At 65.0% G+C, this 12,961-nt stretch carries 9 protein-coding genes; 3 read left to right on the top strand and 6 right to left on the bottom strand.

Annotation, left to right across the window (positions count from 1 at the left end):
- Positions 1-4 precede the first annotated feature (4 nt).
- Both D9M09_RS00960 and queC read right to left on the bottom strand, forming a co-directional pair.
- Entirely contained in the window at positions 5-898 is an 894-nt protein-coding gene (locus D9M09_RS00960; protein WP_121670917.1) for a sterol desaturase family protein, read from the bottom strand.
- Between the two features lie 78 nt (positions 899-976).
- On the bottom strand, positions 977-1,702 hold the full coding sequence (gene queC, locus D9M09_RS00955) for a 7-cyano-7-deazaguanine synthase QueC (protein ID WP_070217781.1): 726 nt from the start codon (positions 1,700-1,702) through the stop codon (positions 977-979).
- A 223-nt stretch (positions 1,703-1,925) separates the two neighbouring features.
- Here queC and D9M09_RS00950 point away from each other — a divergent pair, with 223 nt between their 5' ends.
- Both D9M09_RS00950 and D9M09_RS00945 read left to right on the top strand, forming a co-directional pair.
- Entirely contained in the window at positions 1,926-3,824 is a 1,899-nt protein-coding gene (locus D9M09_RS00950; protein WP_070292401.1) for an autotransporter assembly complex protein TamA, read from the top strand.
- Positions 3,824-8,251 (top strand): translocation/assembly module TamB domain-containing protein, encoded by a 4,428-nt coding sequence (locus D9M09_RS00945; protein WP_121668384.1) that lies wholly within the window; start codon positions 3,824-3,826, stop codon positions 8,249-8,251. The genes D9M09_RS00950 and D9M09_RS00945 overlap by 1 nt, the downstream gene beginning before the upstream one ends.
- A gap of 215 nt (positions 8,252-8,466) precedes the next feature.
- Here D9M09_RS00945 and D9M09_RS00940 read toward each other — a convergent pair whose 3' ends face one another.
- Genes D9M09_RS00940 through D9M09_RS00935 form a run of 3 tightly spaced genes read right to left on the bottom strand, consistent with a single transcriptional unit; the run spans position 8,467 to position 11,435 of the window.
- Complete coding sequence (locus D9M09_RS00940) at positions 8,467-8,706, bottom strand: hypothetical protein (protein WP_034753464.1); 240 nt, start codon at positions 8,704-8,706, stop codon at positions 8,467-8,469.
- Positions 8,707-8,730: 24 nt separating this feature from the next.
- Entirely contained in the window at positions 8,731-8,883 is a 153-nt protein-coding gene (locus D9M09_RS28700; RefSeq protein ID WP_162995534.1) for a hypothetical protein, read from the bottom strand.
- A gap of 56 nt (positions 8,884-8,939) precedes the next feature.
- Complete coding sequence (locus D9M09_RS00935; protein ID WP_162995533.1) at positions 8,940-11,435, bottom strand: alpha/beta hydrolase family protein; 2,496 nt, start codon at positions 11,433-11,435, stop codon at positions 8,940-8,942.
- A gap of 189 nt (positions 11,436-11,624) precedes the next feature.
- Between D9M09_RS00935 and D9M09_RS00930 the strand changes: the two genes are divergently transcribed.
- Positions 11,625-12,143, top strand: a complete 519-nt coding sequence (locus D9M09_RS00930; RefSeq protein WP_070292398.1) for a hypothetical protein — start codon at positions 11,625-11,627, stop codon at positions 12,141-12,143.
- 1 nt (position 12,144) lies between these two features.
- On the opposite strand, the gene D9M09_RS00925 is transcribed toward D9M09_RS00930, so the two are convergent.
- Complete coding sequence (locus D9M09_RS00925; RefSeq protein ID WP_121668383.1) at positions 12,145-12,954, bottom strand: hypothetical protein; 810 nt, start codon at positions 12,952-12,954, stop codon at positions 12,145-12,147.
- Positions 12,955-12,961: the final 7 nt, after the last annotated feature.

Here is a 12,961-nt window from a genome sequence, read left to right as displayed (position 1 = left end):
CCGGCTACGACCCGTGGCGCAAGCCGGCCGGCAGCTCGGGCGCGCGCACGCCCTCTTCCGCGCGGAACGGCTCGATCAATTGCGCCCCATATGCGACGGGGTAATCGGGCCGGCTGCCGATGCCCAGGTCCTCGCTCCGCATGCGGTAGCCCGGGGCGTCGAAACAGGTGCCCAGCAGGCGGTCCCAGCACGTAAAAAACAGGCCGAAATTCACGTCGCCGGCCGTGCCGTATTTCATGTGATGAAAACGGTGCAGCGGCGCCCAGGCAAACACGTGGCGCAGCGGCCCCATGCGCATGTCGACATTCGCGTGCTGCAGCAACAGCTGGATCGCTACGGCAAACGCCAGCACGGCCATGACACGCTCAGGTATGCCCAGCAGCAATAAGGGCAGCATGCCGCCCGCCGCTTCCAGCAGCAGATGCAGCGGGTGTTTCATCCAGCCATTGAAACCATACAGGCGCTGCACGCTGTGGTGCACGGCATGCAGTTTCCACAGAAAGTAATAATGATGACTCAGGTAATGCACCAGGGTAATGCCGCAGTCGGCGATGAGGATGGCCAGCAGCAGTTGCGCCCAGAACGGCAGCTGGCCCGGCCAGAATGCGCCCAGCGCCAGGTGCCCTGCCAGCAGGGGAAAGGCAGCCAGGCCCAGCAGGTACAGCGCCTCGTTGACAAGCGCGTGCACGACATCGCGCCAGCCGTCGCCGTGCGCGTGGTTCCACGCGCCGTCATACGGCAGGTAGCGTTCGGCAAGAAAGGAAGTGAGCAGGGCCAGCAGCAGCAAGGGCGGCAAGACCCAGAGGAAGTAGTGGCACGCCGCGATCAGGCAAGCGGCGGCGCCGATGAAGCCGGCCCAGAAGACGGGGCCGTACAGCGCGGCAAAGAGGGATGTCATGGCAAGGCGCTCCTGTGGCAAAAACCACAGCATGGCTGGTCCCCCTGCCGCGCCGCTTGAAGAAACGGCGCAAACTGATTATTTCAGGGCCGGTTTCGCCGCCTTCCTCGCCGCGTATTGCTGGTAGCCGTTCGCGCGCAGGGAGCAGGCCGGGCAAGTGCCGCAGCCGTAGCCCCAGTCGTGCAATTCGCCCCGCTCGCCCAGGTAGCAGGTGTGCGTGCCGCTGCGGATCAGGTCGACCAGCGGCTGGCCGCCCAGGTCTTCCGCCAGGTCCCAGCTTTGCGCCTTGTCCAGCCACATCAGCGGCGTTTCCAGCTTCAATCGCGTATTCATGCCCAGGTTCAGGGCCACTTGCAGCGCTTTCATTGTGTCGTCGCGGCAATCCGGGTAGCCGGAAAAATCCGTCTCGCACATGCCACCCACCAGCACCGTCAAGCCGCGGCGGTAGGCCACGGTGGCGGCCACCGTCATGAACAGCAAGTTACGGCCGGGCACGAAGGTGTTCGGCAAGCCGTTTTCCTGCATGACGATCTCGACGTTCTGCGTCATGGCCGTATCGGAAATGGCGGAAATCAATGACAGGTCGATCATGTGATCCTGGCCCAGGCGGCTGTCCCACTCGGGCGACTGCCGGCGCATCTGCTCGAGCACGCCGGGACGCACGGTCAGTTCGATCGCATGGCGCTGTCCATAGTCAAAACCGATGGTTTCCACTCGGCTATAGTGCTTGAGAGCCCAGGCCAGGCAGGTGGTGGAATCTTGTCCACCGCTAAAGAGCACCAGTGCGGAGTCCGTTGCTAGCATAATTTCTTTCTTTTCAGTTTGATTCTGTTCCAATTGTGCGCGGAGAAACATGATTCCCAGCGCAAAAAATACTTATTCGTCCGCCATCAGTTTACCTATTCCGGTAACATGCAGTCAGCATTTACTCATCTGGAGCACCATGTTTTCTGCACGACCCATACGGCATACGGCTGCCGGCAAGGCGATACGACCACGAATTTTGGCACAAGTAGTGACAAAAGCAATGGGTCAACTGACACTGGCGGCCGCCGGCAGTGTCATCTCGCTGTTTCCCATCGCCCATGCCGGGGCCCAGGAGGCCACGCAAGATGCTGCTCCAGAGAGCGCCAGCGCCACGGAAACGGCGCCCGCCCCGCTGCAGTACGAGGTCAAGGTCAACGCCCCCGGCGACCTCGATGAACTGCTGGAAAAAAACCTGGACCTGGAACGCTTCCGCGGCAACCCGCGCATGGACCGCGAGCAATTGCAGCGCCTCGTGCGCGATACGCCCGAGCAAGCCAAAAACCTCATCGCCACGGCCGGCTACTACACGCCCGTCGTCACGGTGCGCGTCGACACGACGGGCGCCAAACCCGTCGTCATCGTCGACGTCGATCCGGGCCAGCCGGTGACCATCGACAAGGTCGAGCTGGAATTGCGCGGCTTCGATCCCACGCCGCCGCTGGCCGCTTCCGAACCCTACGATACGGAAGCCCTGAAACGCAGCTGGGCCCTGAAGACGGGCAGCGTGTTCCGCCAGGCGGAATGGGAAGCGGCCAAGCGCGCGCTGCTGCGCGAAGTGGTGCAGACGCGCTACCCGCGCGCCCAGCTGGTCGATACGCAAGCCGTGGTCGACCCGGAAACGCACAAGGTCTCCTTGCTGGTGGTGCTCGACAGCGGCCCCGAGCTGCGCTTCGGCGAGCTGCGCATCGAAGGCTTGAAACGCTACGATGCCAGCATCATCCGCAACCTCGACAAGATACGCCCGGGCGACTATTACAGCGAATCGGCGCTGCAATCGTTCCAGGCGCGCCTGCAGGACACGGGCTACTTTGCCAGCGTGGAAGTCAGTGCCGACATGAGCAGCATCCTGGGCGAGCAGATCGAGGCGGGCCAGGAAAGCCAGCAGGCCGAGGCCGCCGGCGCCGCGCCAGAAGCCAGGCCCGCCAACCGCGGCCCCGCGCCGCAGCTGCCGCTGGTCGTGCGCGTGACGGAAAACAAGCAGCAGAACGTCAGCGCCGGTCTCGGTTTCAGTACGAATACGGGGAATCGTGCCCAGCTCAACTATGACAACCTCAACGTATGGGGCACGCGCTTCAAGAGCGCGATCACCATGGAAACGAAGAAACAGGCGGCGCACGCCAATTTTTACTTTCCGACCACCGAGCGCGGCTACAACGACAGCGCGGGCGCCTCGTTCGAGCGCAGCGATATTTCCAATGAAATCACGGCCGTCACCACCATCTCGGCCAAGCGCAACTGGGGCGGCACCAACCTCGAGCGCAGCCTGACGTTCGAGTTCCTCAGCGAAGACAAGACGGTGGTGGGTCTGGAACAGACGCGCAGCAAGAGCTTGCCGCTGACTTATGCCATCACCAAGCGCAGCCTCGACAGCCTGCTGTTCCCCACCAAGGGCTACGTCATCAACGCCCAGGTGGGCGGCGCCCTGCTGCCCCTGCTGACGGACGAGCGCTTCGTGCGCGTGGCCGGCAAGGCCGTGTATTACCGTCCGCTCGGCGAAAAGGGCGAGCTGATCGTGCGCGGCGAAATGGGCGCGCTGGGCTCGAAGGAAAAACGCGGCGTGCCGGCCGTCTACCTGTTCCGCGCGGGCGGCGACCAGTCGGTACGCGGCTATGGCTACCAGGAACTGGGCGTGAAGGAAGGCGACGCCACCATCGGCGGGCGCTACATGCTCACCGGCAGCGCCGAATACCAGTACTGGTTCAAGCCGAAATGGGCCATTGCCGCCTTCTATGACGCCGGCAACGCGGCCGACACGGTCAAAGCGGCCATGACGCCGAAATCGGGCTATGGCCTGGGCGGGCGCTACAAGAGCCCCGTCGGCCCCATCAATGTCGACGTGGCGTATGGCCACGCCGTCCACGCCTACCGTTTGCACTTTTCTCTGGGATTCACTTTCTGATGTCCGATATTTCTACCGAGTCCCCCAACGGCGCCGCGCCGCCACCGCCGGCGAAAAAACCGCGCCGCTGGGTGCGCTATGTGCTGATCGCCGTCGCCAGCCTGGCCGTGCTGCTGGGCGCCGGCTTCTGGTTCCTGGGCCGCGAATCGACCTTGCAGATGCTGGTGCAAAAAGTGGCCAGCGCCAGCGGCGGCGACATCGCAGTGTCGGGCGTGTCCGGCTCGCTGTACAACCGCATGCACCTGGGCCACGTCAGCTACCGCAGCAAGACGCAGCACATCATGGCCGACAACATCGACATCAACTGGTCGCCGTTCCAGTTCTTCTCGGAAGGCATCGCCATCAGCGAACTGCACGTGGCCAGCCTGTCCGTGGAAAGCACGGCGCCGTCAGAGGAACCGTCGACCATGCCCGCCAGCCTGGCCGCGCCTTTTAAAATCGGCATTGCCGACGCGCGCCTGGACAAGGTGACCCTCGTCAGCGCGGGCGGCAACACGGTATTTGAAAAAATCCATTTCACCTTGTCGGGCGACAAGTCGCAATGGCAGCTGGAAGACGCCTCGGCCGTCACGCCGTTCGGCCAGGCCACGGCCAGCGCGACGATCGCCGCCACGCAGCCGTTCAAGCTCAGCGGCAAAGCGGGCTTGACGCAGCTCAACCCCGCCGCCGGCGAAAAACCGGCCGCCCTGGCGCTGCAGCTGGGCGGCGACCTGAATGTACTGAACGTCACGGCCAAGGGCAGCGCGGGCGCGGCCACGGCCGACGCCCAGCTGGCGCTGGCGCCGTTCGACCCCGTCATCATCCTGCGCTCGGCCAGCATCAAAGGCCGCAACATCAATCCGGGCAAGTTCGACGCCACCTTGCCGCAGGCGGACCTGAGCCTGGAACTCGATGCCGCCATCGACACCCGGCCGACGAAGCAAACGGTGTCGGGCAAGCTGGCCATCCTCAACCACGCCACGCCGGGTCCCATCGACCAGCAAAAGCTGCCGCTGCGCCAGTTCGAGGCGCGCCTGGGCGGCACCCTGACGGCCACGACCCTGGAGTCGGCCATCATCGATTTCGGCAACGCGGGCAAGTTCACAGGCGGCGGCAAACTCAACCGCGATGCCGTCGATGGCCCCATCGGCACGGCGCAACTGACCTTGCACACGGACAAGATCGACTTGCAGCACATTTACAGCAGCATCAACAGCACGAAGATCGTCGGCGACATCGTGCTCGACAGCGACGGCAAGACGCAAACCCTGCGCGCCAAACTCGGCGAAGCCAAGCTGCGCCTGGACATGGAAGCCACCCTGGCCGATTCGCTCGTGCAACTGCGCAAGGCCACCTTGCAGGCAGGCAAAAGCAGCGTCAACGCGACGGGCCAGATCAGCCTGAAGGACGAGCAACCGTTCAAGGCCGTGGCCAGCACCAGCCGCCTCAATCCCGCCGACTTCGGCGCCTTCCCCGTGGCCGACCTGAACCTCGACGTGCGCGCCCATGGCCACGTGGCCCCCAAGTGGCTGGCGAACGCGGACTTCACCGTGCGCCCCAGCAAGCTGCTCGACCAGCCCCTGACCGGCAAGGGCAAGCTGACGGCCGATGCGGCCCATTTCAGCGGCATCGACGTGCAGTTGGCGCTAGGCAAGAACAACGTGACGGCCAAGGGCAACTTTGGCGGCGCCGGCGAAAAGCTCAACTGGAATGTCGATGCACGGCAACTTTCCGCTCTGCAGGGCGACTTGCTGGGTACGGTGCTGGCCAGCGGCGTGGTGCAGGGCACGCTGCAGCAGCCGCGCACGACGTTTGTTGCCGACGCGAAAGGACTGGGCCTCGCCAGCGGCAAGCGCCCCGCGCCCGACAGCGCCATCCACGCCAGCGGCGACGTGGGCTTGACGGGTCCGAAGCAGCAGGCGGAATTGAAAATGACGGGTTCCTTGCAAAAGATCAACCCGGCCGCGTTTGGCGCATCCATGCCCAACGGCAACGTGAATGCGGATTTCAACGGCAGCGGCCGCCTGACGAGCGACTGGCAAGTGGCCCTCAACCTGGCCCTGCGCGAATCGACCCTGCAAAACGCGCCGCTGGCCGGCTATGCCAAGCTGTCGGCCAACGCGAAACGCATCGACAGCGTGGATACGGAATTGCGCCTGGGGCCGAACAGCTTGCTGGCCAAGGGCGCGCTGGGCGGCGCCACGGACCAGCTGACATGGAAACTCGATGCGCCGCAACTGTCGACCCTGGGTCCCAAGTTTGCCGGCGTGCTGCATGCGGCCGGTTCCGTCTCGGGCAAGATGGACGCGCCCGCCGCACAGCTGACGCTCGATGGCAAGGACCTGACCTTCTTTGGCGACCAGCAATTGAAAGCCGTGAAAGGCAGCGCCAGCGTGGGCACCGGCCAGGGCGCGCTCGACCCCATGGTCAGCAGCCTGGAGATCACGGGCTACAGCACGCCCACCTTCAAGCTGGCCAGCGCCCGCCTGGGCACGACGGGCACGCGCGGCAGCCATACGGTCAGTTTGACGGCGCGCAATGACGATTTCGATGCCACCGTGCAAATCCGCGGCAGCCAGAGCGGCGCCGCCTGGACGGGCAGCATCGACAGCCTGCAAAACAAGGGCCGCTATGCGCTCGTGCTGCAAGCGCCCGTGCCCGTGAAAGTGGCGGGACCGGCCGGCAGCGGCGTGGCGGGCCTGGGCCAGCCCGAGCAGATCAGCGTGGGCAACACCGTCATCAAATTGCCGGCAGGCAGCATCACCATGCAAAACCTCGTCAAGAACGGCCCCCGCTGGACCAGTTCCGGCCAGGCGGCTGGCGTGGCCCTGACCTATCTGGCGCAAGTGATCCCGTCGCTGCAAGCCAATGCGCGCAGCGACCTGACCCTGGGCGCGCAATGGTCGCTCGACATGCAGGTGCCGACGGCGAAACAGAAAGATCCCTCGCTGGCCGGCATGCTGCACATCTACCGCGAAAAAGGCGACGTGACGGTGGGCGTGGAACAGCCGCTGGCGCTGGGCTTGCGCACCTTCGATGCGCGCGTGGATGTCGCCAACCAGCAGCTGCGCCTGGCCGTGAAACTCGATGGCGCACGCGCGGGCCAGAGCGATATCAATGCCACCGTGCAAATGCTGAACGGACGCATCAGCAACGACAGCGCCCTGTCGATGACGGGCACCACGAATATCGATTCGTTGGCGTGGCTGGCGCCGCTGACGGGCCAGCCGGGCCTGGAACTGGGCGGCGCCTTGAAGGTGGCCCTGTCCGGCAGCGGCACCATCGGCGCGCCGCAATTGAATGGCGACATCAACGGCAGCAAGCTGCTGGTGAACTGGGCCGACCAGGGCTTGAAATTGCGCAATGGCGTGCTGCAAGCCAAGCTGGCCGGCGATCAATTGCAATTGCAGCGTTTGAGCTTTGACGGCGGCGACGGCAAGGTGCAGGCCGATGGCTGGGTGCGCTTTGCGAATGGCGAAGCGAGCCTGGAACTGAAGCTGATGGCCGACCGCCTGCAGGCGCTGTCGCGTCCGGACCGCACTTTGGTCCTGTCGGGCAACAGCACCCTGGTGCGCAACGACAAGCGCTTCAGCTTCGATGGCAAATTCAAGGCCAACCGCGCGCTGATCGAACTGGCGCCGCAAGATACCCCCACGCAAAGCAGCGACGTCGTGGTGCTGGGCAAGGAAGTCAAGGGCAGCAAGGAAGCGCCTTCGCTGCCCCTGAATATCGACCTCGAGTTTGACTTGGGCAACGCCTTCCACCTGCGCGGCATGGGGCTCGACGCGGATCTGGCCGGCAATGTGCGCGCCAGAGTCATCAACCGCGCCGCGCCGCGCGTGACGGGCAGCATCAAGGTGGTCACAGGTCAATACGCGGCCTACGGCCAGAAACTGTCGATCGAGCGGGGCCTGATCGCCTTCACGGGCGCCTACGACAACCCGTCACTGAATATCCTGGCCGTGCGCAAGCGTCCCGAAGGCGAGGCGCTGTCGGAAACGAACGTGGAAGCGGGCGTGGAAGTGCGCGGCACGGCGCAGGCGCCGACGGCCAAGCTGGTGTCCACGCCGAGCGTGTCGGACAGCGACAAGCTGGCCTGGCTGATCCTCGGTCACGGCGCGGAAACGGCGGCCGGCGATGAAATGGCGCTCTTGACGACGGCCGCAGGCGCCCTCTTCGGCGGCTCCGGCGGCGGCTTGCAGGGCAAGCTGGCCAATTCGCTGGGCCTCGATGAAGTGGGCCTGTCGCAGGCGCAAGGACTGGAAAGCACGGTCGTCACCGTCGGCAAGCGGCTGTCGTCGCGCGCCTACCTGACGTTCGAGCAAGGCACGAGCACGGCGACGAGCCTGGTCAAGCTGCGCTACAAACTGAACCGCCGCATCACTTTGCAGTTCCAGACGGGTACGAACAATGCGCTGGACGTGTTGTATACGTGGGCGTTTGACTAGAATGGCGGCCAACAATGTTGTCGGATTACGCGGGGCGTGGCCCCGCTAATCCGACCTACGGCCCATGTGCATCCACGTAGGTCGGATTCGCGGCGCAGCCGCGTAATCCGACACCACCGAAACAACAAAGGGCGCCTCGGCGCCCTTTGCTGTTTCTACTGCCAACCCAAGAAAATACTGGGGTCAGACCCGGCGGGTCTGACCCCGGCACTCACTTACTCGGCCACGTCGAGCCCCCGCTCGATCATGCCTTCGACATACGCGCGCAGATATTGCTCCAGCGCGGGGCCGGACAGCACGTTGGCCGTCAGCGCGCCGTGCGGCGAGCCTTTCAGCACGCCGTCGTGGTACACGCGCGCAATCCAGGCCACGTCCGCGCCCTGGGTGTAATCGAGTTCATAGTCGAACGATTCTCCGCTGACTTTGCGTGTGTAGACTTCCTTGACAATTGCCATCTAAAACAGCCTTTCTTGACGAGATTAACTGGGATGCGGGTGCGGCACGGGATCGTCCTGCGGCACCGGGTGCACGGGCCCCGGGTGGCGCCCGGGCGCTTCTTGCGGCTCCGGCGCCGGCATGGGTTCATCGACGGGCGCCGGGTCGGGCGCGCGGTGGGCATGGATGACGGTCATGGCTGGCCTCCCTGCAGACAAAGGAAGACCATACCACGAGTTGCGCGCCGCCGCCCTTATTTGCCGGCCGGCTTGACGTCGGCGGCCGGCGGCGCCGCGTTCTTCACATATTTCTCCAGCCAGTTGTTGCTTTCATACAGCATCTGCATGATCGATTCGCGCGCGCGGTAGCCGTGGCTCTCGTTCGGCAGCATCACCAGGCGCGCCGTGCCGCCCAGTCCCTTGACGGCCTGGAACATGCGCTCGCTCTGGATGGGGAAGGTGCCCGAGTTGTTGTCCTGCTCGCCATGGATCATCAGCAGCGCATCCTTGATCTTGTCCGCATAATTAAACGGCGACATGGCCTGGTAGACGGCCGGCGCCTGCCAGAACGAGCGCTCTTCGGCCTGGAAGCCGAACGGCGTCAGGGTGCGGTTGTAGGCGCCGCTGCGGGCGATGCCGGCGCGGAACAGCCGCGTGTGCGCCAGCAGGTTGCCCGTCATAAAGGCGCCATACGAGTGGCCGCCGATGGCGATGCGGTTGCGGTCGGACACGCCACGGCGCACCACCTCGTCGACGGCCGCCTCGGCATCGGCCACCAGCTGCGGCAGATACGTGTCGTTCGGCTCCTGCTCGCCATTGCCGACGATGGGGAACGATGGATTGTCGAGCACGGCGTAGCCCATGGACAGGAAGGCGGCCGGGCCCCAGTAGCTGACGGCATTGAATTTGTAGGGCGAGCCCTTGGTCTGGCTGGCGGCGCTGGCCGTCTTGAATTCCTGCGGATACGCCCACATCAGGGTCGGCAGCGGGCCGTCGCGTTTCACGTCGTAGTTCGGCGGCAACATCAGTGTCGCCGTCAGGTCCACGCCGTCGGCGCGCTTGTAGCGAATCAGCTCTTTCTGCACGTCCTTCAGCTGCGGCAGCGGATGGGGGAAATGCGTGAGGGCCGTCAACTGCGCGGCGCCCTGCTGTTTCAGGTTGCGCACATAGTAATTCGGCTGCTCGGTCGGCGATTCGCGCGTCGACAGCAGACGGCTGCCATCCTCGTCCAGCACGGCCACCACGTTTTCATAGTAGGGGGCGGCGCTCTGGAACAGGCGTTCCTTCTGTTTCGTCGCCAGGTTCAGGCGGTCGATGAACGGCCGGTCGCCCTCCTTCGATGCGCCCTGGCCGTCGAGCAGGATGGAACCGTCAGCGGCGATGAGCAGGCGCGGCAAGCCGGCCGCGTCCGCGCGCATGACGGGCTGGCCCGGATCGTTGTAGCGGTCTTCGAACGATCCCGCGTACACGAGGTCGGCCGGCGTGGACGGTTGATCTGGCGCAATGCGCCACTGCTTGACGGCGCGCGTCTTGTACCACGCTTCGCCGAGCAGGGCCAGGTCGCCGCGGCCCCAGGCCACGCCCGCGTAGCGCGAACCGAGCCTGGCCAGCACGGCCGGCTTGGCGGTGAACGGCGCCGCCTGCGTGTAGACGATGTCGCGGATTTCGGCCGCCCTGGCCGGGTCGCCGCCGTCCTGCGCTTCGGCCCATACCAGGGTGGCGGGCGCATCGACGCGCCAGCTGACGGAACGCACGCCGGCAGACACGGCATCATTGCCTGGCGGCAGCCCTTCCTCCAGCGGCAGGGCCGCCACCGCGTGCTCCACCTTGCCATTCAGGTCGCGCACGTCGATCTTGTGGCCGAAATCATGCGCCGGCACGATGTAGGAATACGGACGCACGATGCTGGTCGTCAGCAGGTGCTTGCCATCGGGTGAGGCCGACACGCGCGAGAACTGGCCCGGCTGGCCGACCAGGCGCTGCTTGCCCGCCACGTCCAGCAAGGCCAGCTGCACCGTGATGTAGTGTTCGAACAGCTGCGCATCCTGTTCGTTTTTCAGCAAGTCCGGATAGGTGCGCAATTGCTTGACGCCGCCGCCCGGCACGCTGTCCTGGATGGACGGGCCCGTCGGGATGCCGCTGGCCACGGGCGCCGCGCCGAGCTTGGCCGGCTTCAGCTGCACCAGCAAGGTCTTGCTGTCTGGCATCCAGGAAAAGCCGCGGCCATACACGGCCGACAGGGGGGTGCTGGACAGCTTGCGCGCCGCCTTCGTCTGCACGTCGAGCAGCCACAGTTCCACGCCCGACTCCTTCACGCCCCTGGCGGGATCGGCAAAGGCGATGTGCGTAAAGGCCAGGTAGCGCTGGTCAGGCGACCAGGCCAGATCGGCGATGCGGGGTGCCGCCGGCAGGCCGCTGACCTTGATTTCCTTCTGCGTATCGATGTCGAGCAAGCCCAGTCCCGTGTGGAAACTGAAGCGGCTGGCCGAATACGTGCGCGGATTGATGCGCAAGCCCGCCAGCTTCAGTTCCGGCTGCGCCACTTCGCCGATGCCGGGCAGGGATGGCGTGGGCAGCACGGCGGCCAGGTTGCGTTTCGGGCTCAGGCTCAGGGTCGGCGCGCGCGGCGCATCGACGATGGCTTGCAGGGGCGCGGGCGGGGCTTGATAAGCGCCATCTTGCGCCATGGCCAGGGAAGACGAGGCCATCAAGCCAACAGTGATGGGCAGCAAAGGCAAACGTGTAGACATGGAACTCCAGTGTATGAAGGTGGTGACAACAAGCGAGCGCACCGCACCGCTCATGGCGGCGCTTTGTGACAGGGCATAGTGCGTTCAGGCCAAGTAAATGTCAACCAGCAACTTTTACCGTTTGACAAGCATCGCCGCCCATCCCCATCTGGCTTACAATCGCTGTTTTACCCGCACCCGATTGCCTACATGGAAACCACTACCCTCGCCCTGCTGTTCCTGGTCCCGCTGCTGGTCTGGCGCATTTATTCGCGCCTGAAGAAACTGGTGGCGCGCCAGAAGTCGCAGCTGTGGCGGCACTGGAGCGTGGCGGTCGCGTTTCCCGCGCTGCTGCTGTTCCTGGCGACGACGACGAAATTCGAGCTGCTGCCCCTGTCGAGCCTGGGCGCGGGCGCGCTGGCCGGCGGCTGGCTCGGTGTGCTGGGCCTGAAGCTGACGCGTTTCGAGCAAGTCGGCAAGGATTTCTTTTTTACCCAGCACCGCTATCTGGGCCTGGCCATCACGATGCTGTTCATCGCCCGCTTGCTGTACCGCGGCATGGAAATCTACCTGAACACGCGCCTGGACGTGCCCGTGCCGCCGCCGCCGTTCGGACAGAGCCCGCTGACCATGGCCGCCTACGGCCTCGTCATCGGCTACTACGCCGTGTATGCGTGGGGCCTCGTGCGCTGGCGCCAGCGCAACAAGCCGCTGCAGGCCGCCGAGTAACTCAGTAGTACTGGCACAGGCCAGTACACGTCGTCACCGACAGCGCCTGGCGTATCGTCGCCAGCACCGGCGCCAGGGCCGGATCGAGATCCTTGTCCGCATCGGCCAGGCTGGCCAGCAAACGCTCGCGCAAGGGAGGCGCCATCAGATTGGCATTCGCCGTGGCGTGCTGGGCCGCCGCTTCCAGCATCCGCTTCTTTTGCGCCACGTTCCAGAACGGCACTTGCACGAACTGCACCACGCTCGTGAAAACAATGGCCGTGTTCTTGCTGAACGCCCGCGCGCGCAGACGCTCGGGCCCGCTCACCGCATCGGCCGGCTGGGCGCTGAATTCCTGCTCCATCAGTCCGATCAAATGGCCATGGCAATGCATGCTGAAAGCAAACAAGCTGCTCATTTCATCGCCATAATTGGCCAGGTTCTGCGTCACTTGCTCCTTGCGCGCCTGCTGCAGCTCGGCGCCGGACAGCGGCAACGGCCGTTCCAGGCCAAACGCATAGTATGTTTTGCCCAGCCGCATGGCCTTTTCGCACACGGCCACGCTTTCGTTCACGTCCTGCAGCGCCGCGACGGGCGCCTGGAACAGGCGCGGGCCGTCGGCGATCTGCGCAAACAGCTGCGCCACGCCAGGGTCGCCCAGGCGCGGCAAGCCGCTGTGCGGCGTCGCCTTGGCCATCAGCGTTTCCAGCTGGCCGCTGGCCTGCTGGAAATCGGTGTAGCTGTCGGCCCAGGCGGCGGGCGCCACGAGGGCGGAGGAAAGGCAGAACAGGCGGCCGAGGCGGCGCAGCGGCATGGAAATCAAGAAGGACATGGGATCA

The sequence above is a fragment of the Janthinobacterium agaricidamnosum genome (genome assembly GCF_003667705.1).
GTDB lineage: Bacteria > Pseudomonadota > Gammaproteobacteria > Burkholderiales > Burkholderiaceae_D > Janthinobacterium.
The sequence above is the reverse complement of the archived record's forward strand: the minus strand, read 5'-3'. Positions and strand labels throughout refer to the sequence as shown.